Below are 22,693 nucleotides of genomic sequence, written 5' to 3'. Positions count from 1 at the left end.
ATCCAGAGTAGCCACGTCAGCCCGCGGCGAGCTGCTGGGGGTTGGCCGGGGGTGGCGGCGGGGTGGGCTTGCGGCGCGGGAAGACCTCGCCCGGGGTGGGGATCGGCCGGCTGGGCTTCGGGGTGCCCGGGGCGGGGGCCGGAGTGGGCTTGGGGGCGGGCTTGGGGGCCGCCGGCTTGCGTGCGGGCTTCTTCTCGGGCTGCTTCTCCGGGGTGTCGTCGGCGGCGGAGAGGCCGCCGGGGAGGGGCAGGAGACGGAGGCGCGCACGGGAGGCGGGGACGGTGGGGGTGTGCGAGCGGGTGGTGCGTACCGGCTGCGGGCCGGTGAGCAGACGGCAGCGGTCCAGGAGGGCGGCTGCGGTCGGGTTGCCGCGCAGGGCGCCGAGGGCGGCGAAGTCGTCGGGGCGGGGGCGGTATCCGGCGCCCAGCGCCTCGTCCAGGAGCGTGAGGTAGCCGGCGGCTGTGCCGGGGAGGGCGGCGCGGTACCGGCCGAGGTCCGCCACGAGGAAGGCACGCAGCCTGGCTCCCTCCCGCATCGCCTCGTCGAGCGACTCTGCGAGGCGGAGGCAGTCCTGGACGTCGTCGGCCGAGGCGGAGGTGGGGTGGAGGGCGAGGGCGAGAGCGCGGCGGAGCACACGCAGCTCCTCCACGCCGAACGCCATGCCGCCGCGGGATCCGTATGGCGTGGGCATGTTGCGACGATACTCGCTAATCGGACAAATTCCGCATATCGGGTGGGTGTGGCGTGGGGACCACTCGGGTGGGCGGGGTACGCGCCGTTTGCGCCTATGCGGGTCAGCGCAGCGGCACCCCGCTCCGCCGGGCCGCGGACCCACCCGGCCCCAGCAACAACGCCCGTCACATGCGCGAGACGTTCCGCTCGTACACCAGGCGCAACCCGATCAGCGTCAGCCACGGCTCGTGTTCGTCGATGACCGACGACTCGCCCAGGACCATCGGCGCCAGACCGCCCGTCGCGATGACCGTGACGTCGTCCGGGTCCTCCGCCAGCTCGCGGGCCACGCGGTTGACGACCCCGTCGACCTGGCCGGCGAAGCCGTAGATGATGCCCGACTGCATCGCCTCGACCGTGTTCTTGCCGATGACGCTGCGCGGCCGGGCCACCTCGATCTTGCGGAGCTGGGCGCCGCGGACGCCGAGGGCCTCGACGGAGATCTCGATGCCGGGGGCGATGACTCCGCCGACGTACTCGCCGCGCGCGCTGACCGCGTCGAACGTCGTCGCCGTGCCGAAGTCGACGACGATCGCGGGACCGCCGTAGAGCTCGACCGCCGCGACCGCGTTGATGATGCGGTCCGCGCCGACCTCCTTGGGGTTGTCCATGAGGATCGGGACGCCCGTCTTGACGCCCGGTTCGACGAGGACGGCCGGGACGTCGCCGTAGTAGCGGCGCGTCACCTCGCGGAGCTCGTGCAGGACCGAGGGGACGGTCGCGCAGATGGCGATGCCGTCGATGCCGTCGCCCAGTTCGTCGCCGAGGAGCGGGTGCATGCCCATCAGGCCCTGGAGCAGGACCGCCAGCTCGTCGGCGGTGCGGCGCGCGTCCGTGGAGATGCGCCAGTGTTCGACGATGTCCTCGCCGTCGAACAGGCCGAGGACGGTGTGGGTGTTTCCTACGTCGATCGTCAGCAGCATGGCCCGTACCCGCTCCCCTACTCCGCCGGCCGCAGGTCCAGGCCGATGTCCAGGATCGGCGAGGAGTGGGTGAGGGCTCCGACGGCCAGGTAGTCGACGCCGGTGTCCGCGTAGGCCCTGGCGTTGTCGAGGGTGAGGCGGCCCGATGCCTCCAGGGCGGCGCGGCCCTGGACGAGGGCGACCGCCTCCTCGCACTCGCCCGGCGTGAAGTTGTCCAGCAGGATCAGGTCGGCGCCGGCGTCCAGGACCTCGCGGAGCTGGTGCAGCGTGTCGACCTCCACCTCGATGGGGACGTCGGGGAAGCGTTCGCGGACGGCCTTGAAGGCCTGGGCGACGCCGCCCGCGGCGACCACGTGGTTGTCCTTGACGAGGGCCGCGTCCGACAGGGACATGCGGTGGTTGACGCCGCCGCCGCAGCGGACCGCGTACTTCTCCAGGGAGCGCAGGCCGGGGGTCGTCTTGCGGGTGTCGCGGACCTTGGCCTTGGTGCCGTCCAGGGCGTCCGCCCACGCGCGCGTGGCCGTCGCGATGCCCGACAGGCGGCACAGGAGGTTCAGCGCGCTGCGCTCGGCCGTGAGGAGGTCGCGGGTGCGGGTGGTGACCGACAGGAGCTTCTGGCCCGCCTCGACGCGGTCGCCGTCCTCCGCGTGGCGCTCGATCTCGAGTTCCTCCTCGCAGACGACCGAGACGACCGCTTCGGCGATGCGCAGGCCGGCCACGACGCCCGCCTCGCGGGCCGTGAAGTCGGCGGTGGACACCGCGTCCTCGGGGATGGTCGCCACCGTCGTCACGTCCACGCCGTGGGCCAGGTCCTCCTGGAGGGCCACGTTGGCGATGTCCTCGACCTCGACGGGGTCGAGGCCGGCGTCGGCCAGGAGCTGGGCGAGTGCGGGGTCCAGGCCGCACTCCAGGTATGCCTCGTCGTCCGCGCCGCAGGCGCAGCCGTCGCCGCAGCCTCCGGACGAGGCGAGGGGAAGGTCGGGGGTGCTCACGTCGGTCACTGCTCCTGGGGGGCCTGGGGCGGGAGGGTCATAGGGAAGTCTGTGGTGTCCGTGGTGTGCACGGCCAGCGTGCGGTCGGGGTTCAGGCGTACGACGATGTGGCGGCGCCAGGTGGTGTCGTCGCGCTCGGGGCGGTCCTCGCGCCAGTGGCAGCCCCGGGTCTCCTCGCGCAGCCGGGCCGCGGTGACCAGGACGCGGGCCACGCACAGCAGGTTGGTGGCCTCCCAGGTGTCGACGCCGGCCTCGGCCGTCTTGCCGTTCTCGGCGAGGGCGTCGCGCGCGTCGGTGTGCAGCTGCTGGAGCTGGTCGGCGGCCTTGGTGAGGGACTCCGCGGAGCGCAGGACACCGGCCCCGTTCGTCATGATCCGCTGGATCGTGAAGCGGGCCTCCGGGGTGAGCAGGGGGTGCTCGGGGGTCTCCGGGTGCGGCAGTGGCTGCGGCACCCGGGTCTCGACGCCGTTCGCCGCGATGTCGGCCGCGATGCGCTCGGCGTAGACCAGGCCTTCGAGGAGGGAGTTGGAGGCCAGGCGGTTGGCGCCGTGCACGCCGGTGCAGGCGACCTCGCCGCACGCGTACAGGCCGGGGACGGTCGTACGGCCCCGGGAGTCGGTGCGGACGCCGCCGGAGGCGTAGTGGGCGGCCGGTGCGACCGGGATCGGCTCGGTGACCGGGTCGATGCCGTGCGCGCGGCAGGCGGCGAGGATCGTCGGGAAGCGGTGCTCCCACATGTCGGCGCCGAAGTGCCTCGCGTCGAGGAACATGTGCTCGGCGTCCCGCTCCTGCATGCGGCGCGTGATGCCCTTGGCGACGATGTCCCGCGGGGCCAGTTCGGCCAGTTCGTGCTGCCCCTGCATGAAGCGCACGCCGTCGGCGTCGACCAGGTGGGCGCCCTCGCCGCGCACCGCCTCGGAGACCAGGGGCTGCTGGCCCTCCGCGTCGGCGCCCAGGAAGAGGACCGTGGGGTGGAACTGGACGAACTCCAGGTCGCTCACCTCGGCGCCCGCGCGCAGCGCCAGGGCCACGCCGTCGCCCGTGGAGACGGACGGGTTGGTCGTCGCCGAGAAGACCTGGCCCATGCCGCCGGTCGCCAGGACCACCGCCGGGGCGTGGACCGCGCCCACGCCGTCGTGCTGGCCCTCCCCCATGACGTGCAGGGTGACGCCCGCCGTGCGGCCCTCGGCGTCGGTGAGGAGGTCCAGGACGAGCGCGTTCTCGACCGTGCGCAGACCACGCGCGCGTACGGCGCCGACCAGGGCCCTGGAGATCTCGGCGCCGGTGGCGTCGCCGCCGGCGTGGGCGATGCGGCGGCGGTGGTGGCCGCCCTCGCGGGTGAGTTCCAGGCCGCCCTCGGAGGACTCGTCGAACTGGGCGCCGGTCTCGATGAGGCGGCGTACGGCGTCGGGGCCCTCGGTGACGAGGATGCGGACCGCTTCCTCGTCGCACAGGCCCGCGCCCGCGACCAGGGTGTCGTCCAGGTGCTGTCCGGGGGTGTCGCCCTCGCCGAGGGCCGCGGCGATGCCGCCCTGGGCCCAGCGGGTGGAGCCGTCGTCCAGGCGGGCCTTGGTGACGACGACGGTGGTCAGGCCGGCCGCCTCGCAGCGCAGGGCGGCGGTGAGGCCGGCGACGCCGGAGCCGACGACGACCACGTCCGCGGAGATGGACCAGCCGGGGGCGGGCGCGTGCAGTCGTATGCCTGTGCTGGTCACGAGGCGGCTCCGAAGGTGAGGGGAACGTTGTCGATCAGCCGGGTCGTCCCGACCCGGGCGGCGACGGCGAGGACCGCCTCGCCGGTGAAGTCGTCCCCGATCTCGGTGAAGTCGGTCGGGTCGACCAGGGCGAGGTAGTCCGGCACGAGCGGCGGATCGAGGCGGGCGGCCTCGTCGAGGACCTGGCGGGCGGCCGCGCGGACGGCGGCCGGGCCGCCCGGGACGGCCGTGGCGACGGCGTGCGCGTCCGCTGCCGCGCGGGACTCCCCGATGGCGCTGAGGGCCTCGGCACGCGCGCGTGTGGCGGGGATCTCCCGGGCCCGGGCGCGCAGCGCCTCCTGTGCGGCGTGCCGGTCCTGGCCGGCGAACAGGGCGCTGGACAGCGCGAGGGCGGTGCGCCGCTCGGCGGGCGAGAGGTAGCGGTTGCGGCTGGACAGGGCCAGGCCGTCCTCCTCGCGGACGGTGGGGACGCCGACGATCTCCACGCCGAAGTTCAGGTCCCGCACCATGCGGCGGATCAGGGCGAGCTGCTGGGCGTCCTTCTGGCCGTACAGGGCGAGGTCGGGGCGGGTGAGGTGGAGCAGCTTGGCGACGACCGTGAGCATGCCGTCGAAGTGGCCGGGGCGGGAGGCGCCCTCCAGCCGCTCTCCCATGGGGCCCGCGGTGATGCGGACCTGGGGCTCGCCGCCGGGGTAGACCTCGTCGACGGCCGGGGCGAACACGACGTCCGCGCCCGACTCCCCGGCCAGCTTCAGGTCGGCGTCCAGGGTGCGCGGATAGCGGTCGAGGTCCTCGCCCGCGCCGAACTGGAGCGGGTTGACGAAGACGGTGACGACGACCTCGCCGTCGGGTCCGGCGAGGTCGCGCGCGGTGCGGATCAGCGCGGCGTGGCCCTCGTGCAGCGCGCCCATGGTCATCACCACGGCGCGGCGGCCCGCACGCGCGCGTGCGTGCAGTTCGGCGGCGGTGCTGAGCAGGGTCGTGGTCATCGGGCGTCCCCTTCGGTGCCGTCGGTCCCGTGGGCGAGTACCCCGAGGAGGTCCTCGGCGAGCTCCGGCTTCAGCAGGCCGTGGGCCAGGGCCCGGTCGGCGGTGGTGCGGGCCATCGCCAGGTAGCCGTCGACGGCCTGCGGGGCGTGCCGGCGCAGCTCCGTGACATGCGCGGCGACCGTGCCCGCGTCGCCGCGCGCGACCGGGCCCGTGAGGGCCGCGTCGCCCGAGCGCAGCGCGTTGTCCAGGGCCGCGCCGAGCAGCGGGCCGAGCATCCGGTCGGGGGCCGAGACACCGGCCGTGCGCAGCAGCTCCAGGGACTGGGCGACCAGGGTGACCAGGTGGTTGGCGCCGAGCGCGAGGGCCGCGTGGTAGAGCGGCCGGTTCTCCTCGGCGATCCACTCCGGCTCGCCGCCCATCTCGATGACCAGGGCCTCGGCAGCCAGCCGCAGCTCCTCGGGCGCGGTGACGCCGAAGGAGCAGCCGGCCAGGCGCTGGACGTCCACGGGCGTGCCGGTGAAGGTCATCGCGGGGTGCAGGGCCAGCGGCAGGGCGCCGGCGCGCAGGGCGGGGTCGAGCACGCGCGCGCCGTACCGCCCGGAGGTGTGGACGAGCAGTTGTCCCGGCCGTACGGACCCGGTGTCGGCGAGGCCCACGACCAGCTCGGGAAGGGCGTCGTCGGGGACCGTCAGCAGGACCAGGTCGGACCGCTGGAGGACCTCGGCGGGCGGCATCACCGGCACGTCGGGCAGCAGTTGCGCGGCGCGCCGCCGGGAGGCGTCGGAGACCGCGGAGACGGCGACCGGGCGGTGCCCGGCGAGCTGGAGGGATGCGGCCAGTGCGGGTCCCACGCGGCCGGCGCCGACGACGCCGACGGTGAGCCGCGCGGGGCGGTCCCTGGGGTCTGGCTGTGGGGTTGTGTTCACTCGACGGCGGCCTTCCCGTTCCAGTCCGCTCCGGGTACCGGACGATTTCTCGTCATGTTAACGCGATCGGTTCGAGGGGCGTTCGGTTGTCCACAGGGTGTGCGTCACACACGGGCACGGGCGTACGGAAATCCGGGTGCCCGGCCGCACACGCGCGCGGGATGATCCGGGCCATGAGCGACATGGCGGAGCGGGACGAGCGGGACCGGCGGGCGGCCGGGCAACTGTCGGACGAGGACCGACCGGACGAGGACCTCAGGTCACAGCTCCGGGAGCGGCGGCTGGCCGCCCACCGCGGCGCACGGCGCGTGTTCGCGCGCTTCGCCTTCCACAAGACGCTCCGGGAGCGGCTGGCGGAACTGGACGGGGCGCAGGACGTGTACGACCTGGACGAGCGGTCCGACGTGTACGGCGACGGCGTCGTCGAGGCACTGGAGACGAAGGTCGCCGCACTGCTCGGCACCGAGGCCGCCGCGTTCTTCCCGACGGGCACGATGGCCCAGCAGGTGGCGCTGCGCTGCTGGGCGGGCCGCACCGGCGACCCGACCGTCGCCCTGCACGCGCTCAGCCATCCCGAGGTGCACGAGCGGAACGCGTTCCGCGAGGTCGGCGGCCTGCGGCCGGTGCGCGTGACCGGCGAGCCGCGGCTGCCCACCGCCGCCGAGGTGCGCGACTTCGAGGAGCCCTTCGGCGCGCTGATGCTGGAACTGCCCTTGCGGGACGCCGGTTTCGTGCTGCCCTCCTGGGAGGAGCTCACCGAGGTGGTGGCAGCCGCGCGGGAGCGGGACGCGGTGGTGCACTTCGACGGGGCCCGTCTGTGGGAGTCCACGGTCCACTTCGGCCGGCCCCTGGCAGAGATCGCGGGCCTGGCCGACAGCGTCTACGTGTCGTTCTACAAGTCCCTGGAGGGGTTCGGCGGTGCGGCGCTCGCCGGTCCGGGGGAGCTCGTGGAGGAGGCGAAGGCCTGGCGGCACCGGTACGGCGGCCTGGTCTTCCAGCAGTTCCCGACGGCCCTGTCGGCGCTGGTCGGGCTGGAGCGGCAACTGCCCCGGCTGCCGGAGTTCGTCGCCCACGCGCGCGTGGTGGCCGCCGCCCTGCGCGAGGGGTTCGCGGCGGCCGGGGTGCCGTGGGCGCGCGTCCACCCGGAGGTGCCGCACACCCACGACTTCCAGGTGTGGCTGCCGTACGACGCCGATGTCCTCTCGGAGGCGGCGGTGCGGACGGCCGAGGAGACCGGCACCGTCCTGTTCTCCTTCGCCTGGGACCGGAGCGGTCCGGGCCTGGCCCGCACGGAGGTGCAGGTGCGGTCCGCCGGTCTTGAGTGGAGCGCCGAGGACGTGACGGCGGCGGTCGCCGACTTCGTCGCCCGGCTGCCCGGGCCGATCAGCGAGTAGCGCGGCGCCCGGCGGGCAGCAGCCACCGGCCCAGGGCGTGCCGGATCCGCTTCCGGCGACGGGCCGGGCGCTCGGCGAGGACGGCCCGGAACTGCCGTTCGTCGCGCCATTCCCGTGCGACCTGCCAGTCGTGCGTGCCCGGCGCGGGCGGGGCGGGCTCGTCGTGCTGCCGGGCGCGGTAGCTGTCGAGGAGGTGCTGCTGCGTGATGCTCATGGTGGATCGCCTCTGCGGGTCGGGGTGGTGGAGGTCCGAAGGCTCCGCGGCTGCCCCGGTGGTCCCACGGTGCGTCCGTGCCCAGGGCGGCGTCGCGTCGATTGACGAGGCCCGTCAATCGAGGGGGCGTTGTCAGTGCCGGGGTGCACCATGAGGTCATGAGCGTGCACATCGACATCGCGAGGCTGAGGCCCGAGCAGGTCGCCGTCGTGCCCTCGCCCCTGGCCGAGCTGGGCATGGCGCTGCACGCGCTGTCCGAGCCGGGACACCACCCGGGCCTGCAGGGCTGGGTGACGGGCGTGACCGCCCGGCTCGACCCGCATCTGGCCGACCGGATGTGCGAGGCCGACTTCCTGTGGCGGACGACGTTCTCGGACCTGTTCATGCCCTGCGCCGGCATCCCGGGCCGCAGCGCCCTGCCGAGCGCCACGCTCGCCGAGGAACTGGACCTGCTGGACAAGCTGACGGACGAGCAGTTCGTGGACGCGGCGCTGGAGTTCACCTGTGCCGTCGGATACGACACGTGCGGGCCCACCGCGCTGACCGACCCGGAGGTGCGCCGCCGGTCGCTGGACCTGGCCGCCGCGCGCGGGCCGCAGCAGTTGCGGTTCACCGAGCGGCTGCTGGCCGACCCGCCCCGGATCCGGGCGTGGCTGCGGCAGTTCCTCCAGGACTGCGAGGCGGCGTTCTTCGCGGAGGCCTGGTCCCGGCTGCGTCACCAGCTCGCGGCGGACGCCCGCCACAAGACGGACCTGCTCAGGCACAAGGGCCTGGCCGAGGCGCTCGCCGCGGTGTCCCCGGCGGTGACGCTCGACGAGGCCGCAGCCGACATCTCGGTCGACAAGCTGGGCGAGGGCCGTACGACCACGGGGGACGGCGGTCTGCTGCTCGTCCCGACGAGTCTGGGCTGGCCGCACCTGATGGTCCTGCACCGGCACGGCTGGCAGCCGGTGCTGCACTACCCGGTCGGCTCCCCCGAGCTCGCCGCCCCGCCCACGCTGGAGCAGCTGGCCCTGCGCATGACCGCGCTGTCCCACCCGGTGCGCATGCGCATCTGCCGGAATCTGGCCCGCAGCGCGTACACCACCGGCGAGCTGGCGCAGGGGCACGGCATGACGGCCCCGGAGATATCCCGGCATCTGGCCGTGCTGAAGAAGGCGGGCCTGATCACCACCCGCCGCCGGGGGCGCTACGTCCTGCACCAGCTGGACGTGACAGTGGTGGCCCGGCTCGGCAGCGAGTTCCTGGAGGGGATCCTGAGGTAGGGCCCGGGCCTCCGGGTCAGCCGAGCCCGCCGGCCCGCACCAGCCCCGTCTCGTAGGCGAGCACGACCACCTGCACCCGGTCCCTGAGCCCCAGCTTGGTCAGGATGCGGCCCACATGCGTCTTCACGGTCGCCTCGGACAGCACGAGCCGGGCCGCGATCTCCCCGTTGGACAGGCCCTGCGCGACCAGCACCATGACCTCGCGCTCGCGGCCGGTGAGCCGCTCCAGCTCCCGGTGCTCGGGCTGCTGCGCGGTGCCCGGCAGCATCGGGGCGAAGCGGTCCAGGAGCCGCCGGGTGGTGGAGGGCGCGACGACCGCGTCCCCGCTGTGCACGGCGCGGATCGCGGCGAGGAGCTCGCCGGGCGGCACGTCCTTGAGCATGAAGCCGGAGGCGCCCGCCTTCAGCCCGGAGAAGGCGTACTCGTCGAGGTCGAAGGTGGTCAGGATGAGCACCTTCGGCGGGTCGGTGTCCGCGCAGATCCGGCGGGTCGCCTCCACCCCGTCGAGCTTCGGCATGCGGACGTCCATCAGCACCACGTCGACCTCGGTCGTGCGCAGCACCTTAAGGGCCTCGACACCGTCGCCCGCCTCCGCCACGACCTCCATGTCCGGCTGGGCGGCGAGCACCATCCCGAACCCGGTGCGCAGCAGCACCTGGTCGTCGACGAGCATCACGCGGATCGTCATGGAGCCTCTTCCAGTCTCTGTTACAGGTGGGAGCGTTGCGGGTCGGAGCGTTACAGGTGGGAGCGAGGGGCGGGTGCCGAGGTCAGCCGGCGGGTTTGAGCGGCAGCAGGGCGCTGATGCGGAATCCTCCGCCCGTGCGCGGACCGGCGTCCAGGGTGCCGCCGACCATGCCGACCCGTTCCCGCATGCCGATCAGGCCGTGGCCCTGGCCGTCGAACCCGCCCTCCTCGTACAGCTCGTGCGGGGCGCCCTTGCCGTCGTCCTCGACGAGCAGGCCGAGGCCGTCGTCGAAGTACACCAGGCGCACGCTCGCGCCAGCGCCCGGCCCGCCGTGCTTGCGGGTGTTGGTGAGCGCCTCCTGCACGATGCGGTAGGCGGTGAGCTCGACGCCGCTGGGCAGCGGGCGGGGGGTGCCCTCGACCTTGAAGTCGACGGGCAGTCCGTGGCCCCGGCACTGCTCGACCAGGTCCTCGATCTGCTGGACGTCGGGCTGCGGCACGTACTCGCCGCCCTCCTCGTGTTCCCCGGTGCGCAGTACGCCGAGCAGGCGGCGCATCTCGGCGAGGGCCTGGCGGCCGGTGGAGGAGATGGTCTCCAGGGCCTTCTTCGCCTGGTCGGGCGCGGCGTCGAGGACGTAGGCGGCGCCGTCGGCCTGCACCACCATCACCGAGACGTTGTGCGCGACGACGTCGTGCAACTCGCGGGCGATGCGGGCGCGTTCGGCGGCGACGGCGACCTTGGACTGGGCCTCGCGCTCCCGCTCCAGGCGGGCGGCCCGCTCCTCCAGCTGCGCGAAGTAGGCGCGGCGGGTGCGGATGGAGTCGCCGAGCACCCAGGCGAGGGCGAAGGGCACGGTCATGAAGACCGTCGCGGCGATGCCGGCCGCGACGCTCATCTGGTCGTTCGGCCAGCGCAGGTGGGCCACGGGTGCCGCGCACAGGCCGGCGGCGAGCGCGAAGCGGGAGGCCCAGCGCGCGCCCTCCGCCGCGACCGTGTAGACGATCACCAGCATGGCGAAGTCGTGGGGGCCCATCTCGACATCGGCGATCAGCTGGGCCAGCCCGACCGCGGTCGCGAGCAGCAGCATCTTCTCCGGCATGCGGCGGCGCAGCGCGACCACCAGGCACAACAGCAGCGAGAGCGGAACGGCGACGGCCGGAGGGCCGAATCCGCCCGACGCTCCGCCGACCACGGAAATCCCGAGAAGGACCACGGCCCACGAGCCGTCGACCCACATCGGGTGCCTGCGGAGGAAGTCATAGAGGCGCTGCACGTAACCCAGCGTAGGGAAGCGGGATAGGTGCAGGGGTCAACCGGAGGGCCGATCCGCATCGGGCGCGCGTACTCCGCAAGGTGGAGTTGCGTTCGTTGTGTCCGCATAGCCTGGCCCCGTGACGGCTGTGACGAGGGGCGAGGGACACCAGGGACCGGAGGGTTCCGGGTGGCGTGGGTGGCGTGCGGCGGCTCGGGAGGCCCTGTACGGGCCGGGCGGTTTCTACCGCCGGGCCGAGGGGCCGGCCGGGCACTTCCGCACGTCCGTGCACGCGTCGCCCCTGTTCGCGGAGGCCGTGGCGGGGCTGCTGTGCCGGGTCGACGAGGCGCTGGGACGGCCCCCGGCGCTGGACTTCGTCGACATGGCGGCCGGGCGGGGCGAGCTGGCCGCCGGGGTGCTCGCGGCGCTCCCGGCCGGCGTGGCGGCCCGCACGCGCGCGTACGCCGTCGAAGTCGCCGAGCGGCCCGTCGGCCTGGATCACCGGATCGAGTGGCGGGCCGAGCCGCCGCAGGGCACGACCGGGCTGCTGTTCGCCAACGAGTGGCTGGACAACGTACCGGTGGACGTCGCCGAGGTGGACTTTGCGGGTGTGGCGCGGCTGGTGCTGGTCCGGGAGGACGGGACCGAACGGCTCGGGGAGCCAGTCGGCGGCGCGCAGGAGCGGTGGCTGGCGCGCTGGTGGCCGCTGGCCGGCGAGGCGGGTCTGCGGGCCGAGATCGGCCTGCCCCGCGACGAGGCCTGGGCCTCGGCGGTCGCCACGCTCGACCGGGGGCTCGCCGTCGCCGTGGACTACGCGCACACGGCGGACACACGGCCGCCGTTCGGGACGCTCACCGGCTTTTGGGAGGGCCGTGAGACGGCGGCCGTGCCGGACGGCTCGTGCGACATCACGGCCCACGTCGCACTCGACGCGTGCGCGCTGCCCGGCGGGCGCCTGCTCCCACAGCGCGAGGCACTGCACGCCCTCGGCGTGACCGGCGCACGCCCCCCGCTCACGCTGGCGTCCACCGACCCCGCCGCCTACGTGCGCGCCCTGGCGAGCGCCGGAGAGGCCGCCGAGCTCACGGCGGCGGGCGGCCTGGGCGACTTCGGGTGGCTGGTGCAGCCGGTCGGAATCGGGGACCCGCTCCAGGACAGCGGGGACCCGCTCCGGGACAGGGCGTAGGACGCTACTTGTCGATGTCGCCGACGACGAAGAACATCGACCCCAGGATCGCCACCATGTCCGCGACCAGCGTGCCCGGCAGCAGCTCCGTGAGCGCCTGGATGTTGTTGTACGAGGCCGAGCGCAGCTTCAGCCGGTACGGCGTCTTCTCGCCCTTGCTGACCAGGTAGTAGCCGTTGATGCCGAGCGGGTTCTCGGTCCAGGCGTACGTGTGGCCCTCGGGTGCCTTCAGAACCTTCGGGAGCCGCTGGTTGACCGGCCCGGGCGGCAGCTCGGCGAGCCGGTCGAGGCAGGCGTCGGCCAGGTCCAGCGCGTTGTGCGTCTGCTCCAGGAGGCACTCGAAGCGGGCGAGACAGTCGCCCTCCTGCCGGGTCACCACCTTCAGGACGTCGCCCAGCTCCCCGTAGGCGAGATACGGCTCGTCCCGGCGCAGGTCGAAGTCGACGCCCGAGGCACGCCCGACCGGGCCGCTCACCCCGTACGCGTGCACGGCCTCCGGGGAGAGCCTGCCCACCCCCCGGGTGCGGCCCCGGAAGATCTCGTTGCCGAGCACCAGGTCGTCGAACCGGTCCATCCGGGACCGCACGTCGGCGACGGCGCCGCGCGCACGCGTGGTCCACCCGGCCGGCAGGTCCTCCTTGAGACCGCCCACGCGGTTGAACATGTAGTGCATCCGCCCGCCGGAGACCTCCTCCATGACGTGCTGGAGTTCCTCGCGCTCCCGGAAGGCGTAGAAGATCGGGGTGATCCCGCCGAGCTCCAGCGGGTACGAACCGAGGAACATCAGGTGGTTGAGCACCCGGTTCAGCTCGGCGAGCAGCGTACGCAGCCACACCGCGCGCTCGGGGACCTCCATGCCGAGCATCCGCTCCACGGCGAGCACCACGCCCAGCTCGTTGGAGAAGGCCGACAGCCAGTCGTGGCGGTTGGCCAGCATGATGATCTGGCGGTAGTCGCGCGCCTCGAACAGCTTCTCCGCGCCGCGGTGCATATAGCCGATCACGGGCTCCGCCCGCGTGATGCGCTCGCCGTCCAGGACGAGCTTCAGCCGCAGCACGCCGTGGGTGGACGGGTGCTGCGGCCCGATGTTGAGCACCATGTCGGTGCTCTCGGCGGCGCCGCCGATTCCGACCGTCGTCTCCGTCGTAGGAGTCATGAACACAGTCTCTCCTACGTACGCTGGCCTCATGGAGACGGGGAGCCCGCAGGACACGGGGCCGGTGGGGACAGAGGGCGCGGCGGAGACGCGGGGCGCGGCGGGGGCAGAGGGCGCGGCGGAAAACGCCGGAGGCACCGCAGAGGCCGTCGGAGGCACCGCAGAGGCCGTCGGAGGCACCGCAGAGGCCGTCGAGGACGGGCCGGTGTGGATCGCGCTGCCCCCCGGGCTGCTGAAGATGCGGCGGTTGCTGCTGGTGGTGTGGCTGGGGCTGATCAGCCTGGCCGCCGGGCTGGTGCCGGGTCTGCTGGCCGGGCCCGCCTGGGCCGCCTGCGCGCTGCCGCCGCTCGCGCTGCTGGCCTGGGGCTGGGTGTTGACCGGCCGCAACTGGCGCTCCTGGCGGTACGCCGAGCGTGCCGACGACCTGCTGATCAGCCGCGGTGTGCTGTGGCGTGAGGAGACGGTCGTGCCGTACGGGCGGATGCAACTGGTCGAGGTCACCTCCGGGCCCGTGGAGCGGCACTTCGGGCTGGCCAGCGTGCAGCTCCACACGGCCGCCGCGGCGACCGACGCGACCATCCCGGGTCTGGACCCGGCCGAGGCCGAACGGCTGCGCGACCGGCTCACCGAGCTGGGCGAGGCCCGATCGGCGGGACTGTGACAGCGCCCGACGCCGCCGAGGCCGCCGAGGCCGCCGAGGCCGCCGAGGCCGGGAGCGGGCTCGCCGAGCGGCGGTTGCACCCCGTCACCCCGCTGAGGCGGGCCTGGGCCCCCGTCGCCGTCCTCATCGGGTGGGCCGTACACGACCCGGACGGGGCACAGCGCCATCTGACCCGGCTGACCACGACCACACTCCTCATCGGCCTCGCCGTGCTCGTCCCGGCCGCGGCCCTGTACGGCTTCTGCTCCTGGTGGTTCACACACTTCGCGGTGACCGAGACCGAACTGCGCATCCGCACCGGCCTCGTCTTCCGCCGCACCGCGCACATCAGGCTGGAGCGGATCCAGGCCATCGACGTCACGCAGCCGCTGCTCGCGCGGGTCGCGGGCGTCGCCAAGCTCAAACTCGACGTCATAGGCACCGACAAGAAGGACGAGCTGGCCTTCCTGGGCGCGGACGAGGCGCGTGCGCTGCGGGCCGAACTGCTCGCCCGGGCGGCGGGATTCGCGCCGGAGACCGCGCATGAGGTCGGCGAGGCTCCGTCCCGGCGGATCCTGCGGGTGCCGCCGGGCGTCCTCGCCGTGTCGCTGCTGCTGAGCGGGGCGACCTGGGGGTCACTGGCCGCGGCGCTCGTCGTGCCGCCGGTGCTGTGGCTGGCCACGGAGAGCATGTGGACCGTCCTGGCCGTCGCCCTGCCGCTGCTGGGCGCCGCGGGCGCGAGCAGCGTGGGGCGGTTCGTCAGCGAGTACGACTGGACGGTGGCCGAGTCGCCGGACGGGCTGCGCATCGACCACGGCCTGCTGGACCGGGCCCATGAGACGGTGCCGCCGGGGCGGGTGCAGACCGTGCGGATCGTGGAGCCGCTGCTGTGGCGGCGGCGCGGCTGGGTGCGCGTGGAGCTGGACGTGGCGGGCTCCTCCAACTCCGTGCTGGTGCCGGTCGCCCCGCGCGAGATCGCGGAGGTCGTCGTCGCGCGCGTGCTGCCCGGGGTGACCGTGCCGGAGCAGGTGGCCCTGTCACCGTCGCCGCGCCGGGCCCGGTGGTGCGTGCCGGTGTGGTGGCGCGGGTACGGCCTCGCCGTCACGGACGCGGTGTTCGCGGCGCGGTCCGGGCTGCTACGGCGCAGCCTCGCACTGGTACCGCACGCGAAGGTGCAGAGCGTACGGATGACGCAGGGGCCGTGGGAGCGGGCCCGGGGCGTGGCCGACGTGTGTGTGGACACGGGCGCGAACAAGACGGTGCGGGCACGGCTGCGGGACGCGGCCGAGGCACGCGAGCTGCTGGCGGCACAGGCGGAACGGTCACGGACGGGGCGCAGGGACGCCCGGCCGGATCGCTGGATGGCATGACCCGGAAACGCCGGCGGCTCGGGCGTCAGGAAACCGCGCTCCGCAGCCCCTGCACATCGATCTGCTCCGTCTCGTCATGCGCCGTCAGGTCGATGACCTGGCCGATCCCGCGCGACTCCTCGTCCGCGGGCTTGTACCCGGCCTCCGCCTCGGCCTTGTGCAGCGCGAGGGCCTCCTGGCCGACGACATCGGCCAGGTCCTCGTTCTGCACGGCCTCCAGGGCGGCACGTGACGTCCCCTGCTTGGTGCCGAAGAAGTCGAACCCGCCTTCGGACAGGGGGCGTCGCACCGGCGTCTGCGGTGCGACGGCCACAGCGGTCGGCACGGTGTAGTGCCCCGAAGAGGCAGGCTGCGCAAGCAACTCGGCCTCGGTCTCGGTCTCGGACGTGCCGGCGGTCGCCCGCTCGTGCCCGGCGACCGCCTCCGACTGCCCCTGCGGCTCGTCCTCCCTGTCCTCCCGCGACTGCTCCCGCCGGTCGTCCTTCCGGTCGTCCCCCGCGGGCTCCGCGTCGTCGCCCTTCGGTACGCCATCGCCGTCACCGCCCCCGTCCGGGTCCGGGGCCGAGTCACCGTCGAGCCGGGCGAGCGCCGCCGCGGCACGCAGGAACAGCCGGATGCCCTCCGGCGAGAACACGGCGGGAATCGCCGTCTGCTCGTCGACGGCGAGGTCCTGGGCCCCGGTGGTTTCAGCCGCCTCGTCCGCGTCCGCCTGAGCCTTCGCCGGGGCGTCCGCCGCCGGGGCCGCCCCGGCCGGCAGGGCGGCCCGTACCGGAGCCGTCGCCTCGATCTCGAGGACCCTGCGTTCCTCCAGGACGCTCGCGCGCTCGGTCTCGGCGGTGGCGTACCGGCGCAGCAGAGAGGCGTGCTCGTTGCGCAGCCCGGCCAGTTCGGTGCGCTTGGCGCGCAGCCGCTGCTCCAGCTTCGCGCGCAGTTCGCGGGACTCCTCCAGGTCGGCCTCCAGTTCGGCGACCCGCTCCTCGAAGCGCCACTCGTCGCTCGCCCGCGCGCGCGTGAGGTCGGCGACGCGTTTGCCCGCCTGGATGTCCCAGCGGCGCAGCACTACGGCGCCGACGACCGCCGTCGCCGCGGCGGCAGCGGCCAGACCACGGAGCACCGTCGGCTCCGTGAACACCCAGGGCCCCAGGGCGCAGACGAGGGAGACGCCTGCGATCGCCGACGGGGGCAGCAGCCTGTGCAAGGGCGGGGAATGGCGGTGACGTCCACGTGGCATGGCCAGAAACTTACCGCGCGTAGGCGAATCATGGTGACCCACCCCGCAAAAACAAAGCCATACCGAAGCGTTCACACCGCATCGTTGCTCGGGAAGAAGCGGAATCGGCGCGTCGCCCAATTCCCAAGATCATTCCCAACGGCCGTTCAGCCGCTCTCCGATCCACTCCAGCGTCGCCGGAATCTCGCGCCGCCAGGTGTTGAAGTTGTGCCCGCCGCTCTTCAGGATGATCGACGAGATCCGGGTCCGCCCGGTGGCCTCCACCCGCCGCGTGAACCGCAGCGTGTCCCTGTAGTTGGACTCGCCGGATCTACTGCTGGTGACGAGCAGTGAGGTGTCCGGAGCGGGCCTGTGCTTGAGACACCACCACAGGTCGGCGCGATTCCTGAGTTCCTTGTCGCCCTGGAAGAGATCGCCCGTGGTGGCGTCGATCGGCGCCTTGTAGTACGCGGACAAACCCGCCCCGGCGCCATACACATCGGGATGGTGCATGGCGATCTTCAAGGCGCAGTAACCGCCCGTCGAGTTGCCGATGATGCCCAGACCGCCCGGCTTTTCGGCCACCCGGTAGTGCGTGCGCAACGCGTCGGGCAGATCCCTGGCGAAGAACGACTCGGTCTGCGGACCGCCGGGCACGTCCACGCACTCCGTGTCCCGGGGCGGCGCCACCGTGGGCCGCAGCATCACGAGGATCATCGGCCGCATCCGGCCCGCCCGGGCCAGTTCCAGCGCCGTGCGCGGATAGCGGAGCTTCTCCACCAGTGCCGACGCCGTGCCCGGGTAACCGGTCAGCACGACGGCCGCGGGGAACGTACGGGTGCGGTACCGCGGCTGGAAGTACTCCGGCGGCAGATAGACGTACGCGGGCGTGGCGATGTGCGTCGTACGGCCCACGATGCCGATCTGCTGGATCCGGCCGCCCGCCCGGGCACTCACCCCGGCCGCCCCGGGCACCCGGCGCGAGCCGACCACCTCCAGCGGGCCGTCGCCCGGGGTGTGGTCGACGACCACACCCTGGTCCTTCTCCTGCCCGAACAGGTCCGCCCAGCTCGCGTAGAAACCGAAGGACTGGTTGGCGGCGAGCCCCACCGCGGCGAACAGCGCCACCTGTGTGGCGAGCAGCAGGCCGACCCGCCCGCCCACGGCCGGCCAGCTCCGCCGGGCCAGCCGTGGCCACAGCCCGACCGTGCCGGCGAACAGCAGCACGGCGGACAGCACCGCCAGCACCAGCACTTTGTTGCTCGTGAGACTCAGACCCATCGGTGGTTACCTGTCCGCGCTTCCCGTCCGGGACCGCCCTGCTCGCTCACACCTTCGCGAGGGCTTGTCCCAGACTTTCCTTTGCCTTTGAAACGGCTTTGACGACGGGAGTGAACCTCTTCCCCCGAGACACCGTCCTAGAGGGCGCAATGTCGCCGGATGCCCGAATCGGCACCGGATCCAAGGTCTCTCGCGGAACTACGGGATGCGATGTCTGTCAGGACAGATGAGGAAATGTCGGGCGAGGTTCCGAGTCGTGGCAGCGCCACGCCGGGAACCGGCCGGACGAGCCGCGTACGCCACCTGCTGCGCGGGCCACGCCCCGACGCCGTCCCCCTCCTGGTCGGCAGAGCCTGCGCCCTGGTGGGCGTCCTGGACATCGCCGCGGGCGTCTTCCCGCGCTTCAGGCACAGCCGTATGCACGCCATCGCCGAGGTGCTGCCCGGCGCGCTCGGGCCGTTCGCGGCCGCCCTGTCCCTCAGCACCGGCGTGCTGTTGCTGCTGCTCGCCCACGGCCTCAAGCGCGGCAAGCGCCGGGCCTGGCGGGCGGCCGTGGCCCTGCTGCCGGCCGGTGCCGTCGCGCAGTTCACGTACCGGCACTCGATCGTGGGCGTGCTGATCTCCCTGGCCCTGCTGGCGCCCCTGCTGCGCCACCGCGACCAGTTCGACGCCCTGCCCGACCCGCGCAGCCGCTGGCGGGCGCTCGCCAACTTCGTGCTGATGAGCGCCGGTTCGCTCCTGCTCGGCCTGCTCATCGTCAGCGTCCACACCGAGCGCATGGTCGGCGACCCGAGCCTGGCCGACCGCATCACCCACGTCCTCTACGGCCTGTTCGGCTTCGAGGGCCCGGTCGACTACCAGGGCGACACCTCCTGGACCGTCGCCTTCTCGCTCGGCGCCCTCGGCCTGCTCACCGCCGTCACCACCATCTACCTGGCCTTCCGCCCCGAACACCCGGCCGCCCACCTCACCGAGGAGGACGAGGCACGCTTGCGCGCCCTGCTGGAGCGGCACGGCGGCCGCGACTCCCTCGGCCACTTCGCGCTGCGCCGCGACAAGGCCGTCGTCTTCTCCCCCAGCGGCAAGGCGGCCGTGACGTACCGCGTGGTCTCCGGCGTGATGCTCGCCAGCGGCGACCCGATCGGCGACGTCGAGGCCTGGCCCGGCGCCATCGAACGGTTCATGGACGAGGCCAGGGCCCACTCCTGGACCCCCGCCGTCATGGGCTGCTCCGAGACCGGCGGCGAGGTGTGGACCCGCGAGACCGGGCTCGACGCCCTCGAACTGGGCGACGAGGCGGTGGTGGACGTCGCGGATTTCTCCCTCGCCGGCCGCGCGATGCGCAACGTGCGCCAGATGGTCAAACGCATCGAGCGCGCCGGTTACGAAACCCGGGTACGACGTGTCCGTGACCTCGGCGAGGCCGAGCTGGAGCGCATCCGGCGCGCCGCCGACGACTGGCGCGGCACCGACACCGAGCGCGGCTTCTCCATGGCCCTGGGCCGCGTCGGCGACCCCGCCGACGGCGACTGCCTCATCGCCACCGCCCACAAGCAGGACGACCACCCCGGCGAATACGGCGACCTGAAGGCCATCCTGCACTTCGTGCCCTGGGGCACCGACGGCGCCTCGCTGGACCTGATGCGCCGCGACCGCTCGGCCGACCCCGGCATGAACGAACTGCTCATCGTGGCCGCCCTCCAGGCCGCCCCGAAGTTCGGCATCGCGCGCGTCTCCCTCAACTTCGCCATGTTCCGCTCGGCGCTGGCCCGCGGCGAGAAGATCGGCGCCGGCCCCGTGCTGCGCGCCTGGCGCGGACTGCTGGTCTTCCTCTCCCGCTGGTTCCAGATCGAGTCGCTGTACAAGTTCAACGCCAAGTTCCAGCCGCGCTGGGAGCCCCGCTTCGTCGTCTACCGGGCCTCCGGAGACCTGCCCCGCATCGGCTTCGCCGCCATGCAGGCCGAGGGCTTCGTCAACCTGGCGCTGCCGCTGCCGCGCTTCCTGCGCCGCCGTCGCCCGGCCGGCCGCCGCCCCTGCGCCCACGGCACGACGACGGAACGGAGCGTCAGAGCGGCGTGACCTTGTCGGGACCGGCCCGGGCCGCAGCGCCTGACGGCCGTCCCCTGGGCCTACGCTGAACATATGAGCAACCAGAGCGGACGCGGGCGCGTGGCGGGCCTACCGGAATGGGACCGCTGCGCGGTCATGGGAGTCGTGAACGTCACCCCCGACTCCTTCTCCGACGGCGGCCGCTTCTTCGACACCACGGCCGCCGTCAAACACGGCCTCGACCTGGTCTCCGAGGGCGCGGACCTGGTCGACGTCGGCGGCGAGTCGACCCGCCCGGGCGCCACCCGGGTGGACGAGGCCGAGGAACTGCGCCGCGTCCTCCCCGTCGTCCGCGGCCTGGCCTCCGAGGGCGTCACCGTCTCGGTCGACACCATGCGTGCCTCCGTCGCCGAACGGGCCCTCGCGGCGGGCGCCGCCCTCGTCAACGACGTCAGCGGCGGCCTCGCCGACCCCCGCATGATCCCGGCCGTCGCCGACGCCGGCGCCCCGTTCGTCGTCATGCACTGGCGCGGCTACCTCCAGGGCGGCAACGTCCGCGGCGAGTACGCCGACGTCGTCACCGAGGTCGTCGACGAACTGCACGCGCGCGTGGAGGCCGTCCTGGCGGGCGGCATCGCCCCCGACCGGGTCATCGTCGACCCGGGCCTCGGCTTCTCCAAGGACGCCGAGCACGACCTCGCGCTCCTCACGGGCCTCGACCGGGTCCTCGCCCTCGGCCACCCGCTGCTCGTCGCCGCCTCCCGCAAGCGCTTCCTCGGCCGGGTCCTGGCCGGCCCGGACGGCCCGCCACCGCCCGCACGCGAACGCGACGCCGCCACCGCCGCCGTCTCCGCGCTCACGGCGCACGCCGGCGCGTGGGCGGTCCGCGTGCACGAGGTGCGCGCCACGGCGGACGCCGTACGCGTCGCCCACGCCATCGCGGCGGCACGCACCGGCGCAGAAGGAACCCGGTGAGCGCCCCGCACACCGACGTCGAACAGGTCGAGGCCGCCAACACCGCCTTCTACGAGGCACTGGAGCGGGGCGACTTCGAGGAACTGGCGTCGCTCTGGCTGACCCCCTCCGACCTGGGCGTCGACGAGACGTACCACGACCCGGCCGACAGCGGCGTGGTCTCCTGCGTGCACCCCGGCTGGCCGGTGCTCACCGGGCGCGGCGAGGTCCTCCGGTCGTACGCGCTGATCATGGCCAACACCGACTACATCCAGTTCTTCCTGACCGACGTGCATGTCTCCGTCACCGGCGACACCGCCCTGGTGACCTGCACGGAGAACATCCTCAGCGGCGGCCCCGCCCCCAAGGGCGACGAGGAGCTCGGCCCGCTCGTCGGACAGCTCGTGGTCGCCACCAACGTGTTCCGGCGCACGCCCGCGGGGTGGAAAATCTGGTCGCACCACGCCTCCCCCGTTCTGGCCGAAAACGACGAGGACGAACAGGACGACACCCCCGAGTGAGTGGGTACGTGCCAGGAAGTGGTTGGAATCACTGACCCGCGGGTATGGGCGGCTACCAACCCGTGAGCCGCCGGGTTCCCCAGGGGAAACGCCGGGTGAATCCTGCCGGGTCCCGCCCGGGCCCGCGCCCCCGAGGCCCGGCCCCGCCCGGGCTCGCAGGTAGATTCGACTGAGGCCGGTGTGCCGTCCGCACACGGCACGGACCGGCCGGCACCGACGATTGCAGGAGTGATTCGCGTGGATCGTGTCGCGCTGCGCGGCCTGAAGGCCCGCGGGCACCACGGGGTGTTCCCGAGGGAACGCGAGGAGGGCCAGACCTTCGTCGTGGACCTCGTCCTCGGCCTGGACACCCGGCCGGCCGCGGCCGACGACGACCTGGCGAAGACCGTGCACTACGGCATCGTGGCCGAGGAGGTCGTGGCCGTCGTCCAGGGCGAGCCCGTCAACCTCATCGAGACGCTCGCCGAGCGCATAGCCCAGGTATGTCTGAAGCACGACGGGGTCCGACAGGTCGAGGTCTGCGTCCACAAGCCGGACGCCCCGATCACCGTCCCCTTCGACGACGTGACCGTCACCATCACCCGGAGCCGAGTATGACTGCACCCTTCCTCAAGGGCCCCAGCGACCCCACCGTACAGCCGGTACCCGCCTCCGTCGTCGAGAAGGTAGACGCCGCCGACACCACGCTCAGCAATCCCAAACGGGCCGTGGTCGCCCTCGGCTCCAACCTCGGCAACCGCCTGGAGACCCTCCAGGGAGCCATCGACGCCCTGGAGGACACCCCCGGCGTCCGCATCAAGGCCGTCTCCCCCGTCTACGAGACCGAGCCCTGGGGCGTGGACGCCGGCAGCCAGCCCGCCTACTTCAACGCGGTCGTGGTCCTCAAGACCACCCTCCCGCCCTCCTCGCTCCTGGAGCGCGCGCACGCGGTCGAGGAGGCCTTCCACCGCGTCCGCGACGAGCACTGGGGCCCGCGCACCCTGGACGTCGACATCGTCTCCTACGCCGACGTCGTCTCCGACGACCCGCAGCTCACCCTCCCGCACCCCCGCGCCCACGAGCGCGCCTTCGTCCTGGCCCCCTGGCACGACCTGGACCCCGAGGCGCAACTGCCCGGCCGCGGCCCCGTCGCCGGGCTGCTGGACTCCGTCACCCGCGAGGGCGTGGCGCCGCGCACGGACCTGGAACTCCGGCTGCCCGAGTAGCCGTTAAGGTCGAGACGGCCGCACAACCGGG

22 protein-coding genes are annotated in these 22,693 nt (G+C 73.4%); 10 read left to right on the top strand and 12 right to left on the bottom strand.

Annotated features, from left to right (window positions below; all coding sequences use genetic code 11):
* Window positions 1-16: 16 nt before the first annotated feature.
* The 6 genes from ACFZDA_RS27300 to ACFZDA_RS27275 form a co-directional block, all read right to left on the bottom strand.
* Window positions 17-691, bottom strand: a complete 675-nt coding sequence (locus tag ACFZDA_RS27300) for a hypothetical protein (RefSeq protein WP_391086424.1) — start codon at window positions 689-691, stop codon at window positions 17-19.
* A 166-nt stretch (window positions 692-857) separates the two neighbouring features.
* Window positions 858-1,655 carry a type III pantothenate kinase gene (locus tag ACFZDA_RS27295; RefSeq protein WP_031115868.1) on the bottom strand — a complete coding sequence of 266 codons (798 nt, stop codon included), beginning with the start codon at window positions 1,653-1,655 and terminating at the stop codon, window positions 858-860.
* Between the two features lie 17 nt (window positions 1,656-1,672).
* Window positions 1,673-2,647 carry a carboxylating nicotinate-nucleotide diphosphorylase gene (nadC, locus tag ACFZDA_RS27290; protein WP_391086421.1) on the bottom strand — a complete coding sequence of 325 codons (975 nt, stop codon included), beginning with the start codon at window positions 2,645-2,647 and terminating at the stop codon, window positions 1,673-1,675.
* A 5-nt stretch (window positions 2,648-2,652) separates the two neighbouring features.
* Entirely contained in the window at window positions 2,653-4,362 is a 1,710-nt protein-coding gene (locus ACFZDA_RS27285) for an L-aspartate oxidase (protein ID WP_391086419.1), read from the bottom strand.
* Entirely contained in the window at window positions 4,359-5,351 is a 993-nt protein-coding gene (gene panC, locus ACFZDA_RS27280; RefSeq protein ID WP_391086417.1) for a pantoate--beta-alanine ligase, read from the bottom strand. The genes ACFZDA_RS27285 and panC overlap by 4 nt, the downstream gene beginning before the upstream one ends.
* On the bottom strand, window positions 5,348-6,277 hold the full coding sequence (locus tag ACFZDA_RS27275; protein WP_391086415.1) for a DUF2520 domain-containing protein: 930 nt from the start codon (window positions 6,275-6,277) through the stop codon (window positions 5,348-5,350). Before ACFZDA_RS27275 ends, panC begins: the two co-directional genes overlap by 4 nt.
* Window positions 6,278-6,450: 173 nt before the next feature.
* On the opposite strand from ACFZDA_RS27275, the gene ACFZDA_RS27270 reads away from it, so the two are divergent.
* Window positions 6,451-7,671 carry a beta-eliminating lyase-related protein gene (locus ACFZDA_RS27270; protein ID WP_391086413.1) on the top strand — a complete coding sequence of 407 codons (1,221 nt, stop codon included), beginning with the start codon at window positions 6,451-6,453 and terminating at the stop codon, window positions 7,669-7,671.
* Here ACFZDA_RS27270 and ACFZDA_RS27265 read toward each other — a convergent pair.
* Window positions 7,661-7,885 (bottom strand): hypothetical protein, encoded by a 225-nt coding sequence (locus ACFZDA_RS27265; protein WP_391086412.1) that lies wholly within the window; start codon window positions 7,883-7,885, stop codon window positions 7,661-7,663. The genes ACFZDA_RS27270 and ACFZDA_RS27265 overlap by 11 nt on opposite strands.
* A gap of 158 nt (window positions 7,886-8,043) precedes the next feature.
* On the opposite strand from ACFZDA_RS27265, the gene ACFZDA_RS27260 reads away from it, so the two are divergent.
* Window positions 8,044-9,150, top strand: a complete 1,107-nt coding sequence (locus tag ACFZDA_RS27260) for a DUF5937 family protein (RefSeq protein ID WP_391086410.1) — start codon at window positions 8,044-8,046, stop codon at window positions 9,148-9,150.
* Window positions 9,151-9,166: 16 nt separating this feature from the next.
* Here ACFZDA_RS27260 and ACFZDA_RS27255 read toward each other — a convergent pair whose 3' ends face one another.
* Together ACFZDA_RS27255 and ACFZDA_RS27250 are read right to left on the bottom strand one after the other, a co-directional pair.
* A complete protein-coding gene (locus tag ACFZDA_RS27255) occupies window positions 9,167-9,838 on the bottom strand; it encodes a response regulator (protein ID WP_391086408.1) in 672 nt (223 codons plus the stop codon).
* 82 nt (window positions 9,839-9,920) lie between these two features.
* A complete protein-coding gene (locus tag ACFZDA_RS27250; protein ID WP_391086406.1) occupies window positions 9,921-11,111 on the bottom strand; it encodes a histidine kinase in 1,191 nt (396 codons plus the stop codon).
* 118 nt (window positions 11,112-11,229) lie between these two features.
* On the opposite strand from ACFZDA_RS27250, the gene ACFZDA_RS27245 reads away from it, so the two are divergent.
* Window positions 11,230-12,276 (top strand): SAM-dependent methyltransferase, encoded by a 1,047-nt coding sequence (locus ACFZDA_RS27245; RefSeq protein WP_391086403.1) that lies wholly within the window; start codon window positions 11,230-11,232, stop codon window positions 12,274-12,276.
* 4 nt (window positions 12,277-12,280) lie between these two features.
* On the opposite strand, the gene ACFZDA_RS27240 is transcribed toward ACFZDA_RS27245, so the two are convergent.
* Window positions 12,281-13,432 carry an NADH-quinone oxidoreductase subunit D gene (locus ACFZDA_RS27240; protein ID WP_391086401.1) on the bottom strand — a complete coding sequence of 384 codons (1,152 nt, stop codon included), beginning with the start codon at window positions 13,430-13,432 and terminating at the stop codon, window positions 12,281-12,283.
* A 31-nt stretch (window positions 13,433-13,463) separates the two neighbouring features.
* On the opposite strand from ACFZDA_RS27240, the gene ACFZDA_RS27235 reads away from it, so the two are divergent.
* Both ACFZDA_RS27235 and ACFZDA_RS27230 read left to right on the top strand, forming a co-directional pair.
* The gene (locus ACFZDA_RS27235; RefSeq protein ID WP_391086399.1) at window positions 13,464-14,093 is read left to right on the top strand and encodes a PH domain-containing protein; all 630 of its coding nucleotides are present in this window, start codon (window positions 13,464-13,466) and stop codon (window positions 14,091-14,093) included.
* Window positions 14,090-15,442, top strand: coding sequence for a PH domain-containing protein (locus tag ACFZDA_RS27230; RefSeq protein WP_391086397.1), 1,353 nt, complete (start codon window positions 14,090-14,092; stop codon window positions 15,440-15,442). Before ACFZDA_RS27235 ends, ACFZDA_RS27230 begins: the two co-directional genes overlap by 4 nt.
* Window positions 15,443-15,467: 25 nt before the next feature.
* Here the strand turns inward: ACFZDA_RS27230 and ACFZDA_RS27225 are convergent, their stop codons facing one another.
* Together ACFZDA_RS27225 and ACFZDA_RS27220 are read right to left on the bottom strand one after the other, a co-directional pair.
* Window positions 15,468-16,673, bottom strand: coding sequence for a hypothetical protein (locus tag ACFZDA_RS27225; protein WP_391086395.1), 1,206 nt, complete (start codon window positions 16,671-16,673; stop codon window positions 15,468-15,470).
* A gap of 129 nt (window positions 16,674-16,802) precedes the next feature.
* Window positions 16,803-17,927, bottom strand: coding sequence for an alpha/beta hydrolase-fold protein (locus tag ACFZDA_RS27220; RefSeq protein WP_391086507.1), 1,125 nt, complete (start codon window positions 17,925-17,927; stop codon window positions 16,803-16,805).
* Window positions 17,928-18,167: 240 nt separating this feature from the next.
* On the opposite strand from ACFZDA_RS27220, the gene ACFZDA_RS27215 reads away from it, so the two are divergent.
* The 5 genes from ACFZDA_RS27215 (at window position 18,168) to folK (ending at window position 22,662) form a co-directional block, all read left to right on the top strand.
* The gene (locus ACFZDA_RS27215; protein WP_391086393.1) at window positions 18,168-20,012 is read left to right on the top strand and encodes a phosphatidylglycerol lysyltransferase domain-containing protein; all 1,845 of its coding nucleotides are present in this window, start codon (window positions 18,168-18,170) and stop codon (window positions 20,010-20,012) included.
* 63 nt (window positions 20,013-20,075) lie between these two features.
* Window positions 20,076-20,957 (top strand): dihydropteroate synthase, encoded by an 882-nt coding sequence (gene folP, locus ACFZDA_RS27210; RefSeq protein ID WP_391086391.1) that lies wholly within the window; start codon window positions 20,076-20,078, stop codon window positions 20,955-20,957.
* Window positions 20,954-21,457, top strand: coding sequence for a nuclear transport factor 2 family protein (locus tag ACFZDA_RS27205; protein ID WP_391086389.1), 504 nt, complete (start codon window positions 20,954-20,956; stop codon window positions 21,455-21,457). The genes folP and ACFZDA_RS27205 overlap by 4 nt, the downstream gene beginning before the upstream one ends.
* Before the next feature lie 237 nt (window positions 21,458-21,694).
* On the top strand, window positions 21,695-22,054 hold the full coding sequence (folB, locus tag ACFZDA_RS27200) for a dihydroneopterin aldolase (RefSeq protein WP_086559022.1): 360 nt from the start codon (window positions 21,695-21,697) through the stop codon (window positions 22,052-22,054).
* Window positions 22,051-22,662: a 2-amino-4-hydroxy-6-hydroxymethyldihydropteridine diphosphokinase gene (gene folK / locus ACFZDA_RS27195; RefSeq protein WP_391086387.1), complete on the top strand. Its 612-nt coding sequence runs from the start codon at window positions 22,051-22,053 to the stop codon at window positions 22,660-22,662. Before folB ends, folK begins: the two co-directional genes overlap by 4 nt.
* Window positions 22,663-22,693: the final 31 nt, after the last annotated feature.

This window comes from Streptomyces sp. NPDC007991 (assembly GCF_042958445.1).
GTDB lineage: Bacteria > Actinomycetota > Actinomycetes > Streptomycetales > Streptomycetaceae > Streptomyces.
This window is presented reverse-complemented; position numbering and strand designations above follow the sequence as displayed.

Excerpts from the sequence above, each read along its gene's own strand:
- ACFZDA_RS27300 (WP_391086424.1), bottom strand. The coding sequence starts at position 691 with ATGCCCACGCCATACGGATCCCGCGGCGGCATGGCGTTCGGCGTGGAG.
- ACFZDA_RS27295 (WP_031115868.1), bottom strand. The coding sequence starts at position 1,655 with ATGCTGCTGACGATCGACGTAGGAAACACCCACACCGTCCTCGGCCTG.
- panC (WP_391086417.1), bottom strand. The coding sequence starts at position 5,351 with ATGACCACGACCCTGCTCAGCACCGCCGCCGAACTGCACGCACGCGCG.
- ACFZDA_RS27270 (WP_391086413.1), top strand. The coding sequence starts at position 6,451 with ATGAGCGACATGGCGGAGCGGGACGAGCGGGACCGGCGGGCGGCCGGG.
- ACFZDA_RS27265 (WP_391086412.1), bottom strand. The coding sequence starts at position 7,885 with ATGAGCATCACGCAGCAGCACCTCCTCGACAGCTACCGCGCCCGGCAG.
- ACFZDA_RS27260 (WP_391086410.1), top strand. The coding sequence starts at position 8,044 with ATGAGCGTGCACATCGACATCGCGAGGCTGAGGCCCGAGCAGGTCGCC.
- ACFZDA_RS27255 (WP_391086408.1), bottom strand. The coding sequence starts at position 9,838 with ATGACGATCCGCGTGATGCTCGTCGACGACCAGGTGCTGCTGCGCACC.
- ACFZDA_RS27240 (WP_391086401.1), bottom strand. The coding sequence starts at position 13,432 with ATGACTCCTACGACGGAGACGACGGTCGGAATCGGCGGCGCCGCCGAG.
- ACFZDA_RS27235 (WP_391086399.1), top strand. The coding sequence starts at position 13,464 with ATGGAGACGGGGAGCCCGCAGGACACGGGGCCGGTGGGGACAGAGGGC.
- ACFZDA_RS27225 (WP_391086395.1), bottom strand. The coding sequence starts at position 16,673 with ATGCCACGTGGACGTCACCGCCATTCCCCGCCCTTGCACAGGCTGCTG.
- ACFZDA_RS27215 (WP_391086393.1), top strand. The coding sequence starts at position 18,168 with ATGTCGGGCGAGGTTCCGAGTCGTGGCAGCGCCACGCCGGGAACCGGC.
- folP (WP_391086391.1), top strand. The coding sequence starts at position 20,076 with ATGAGCAACCAGAGCGGACGCGGGCGCGTGGCGGGCCTACCGGAATGG.
- folK (WP_391086387.1), top strand. The coding sequence starts at position 22,051 with ATGACTGCACCCTTCCTCAAGGGCCCCAGCGACCCCACCGTACAGCCG.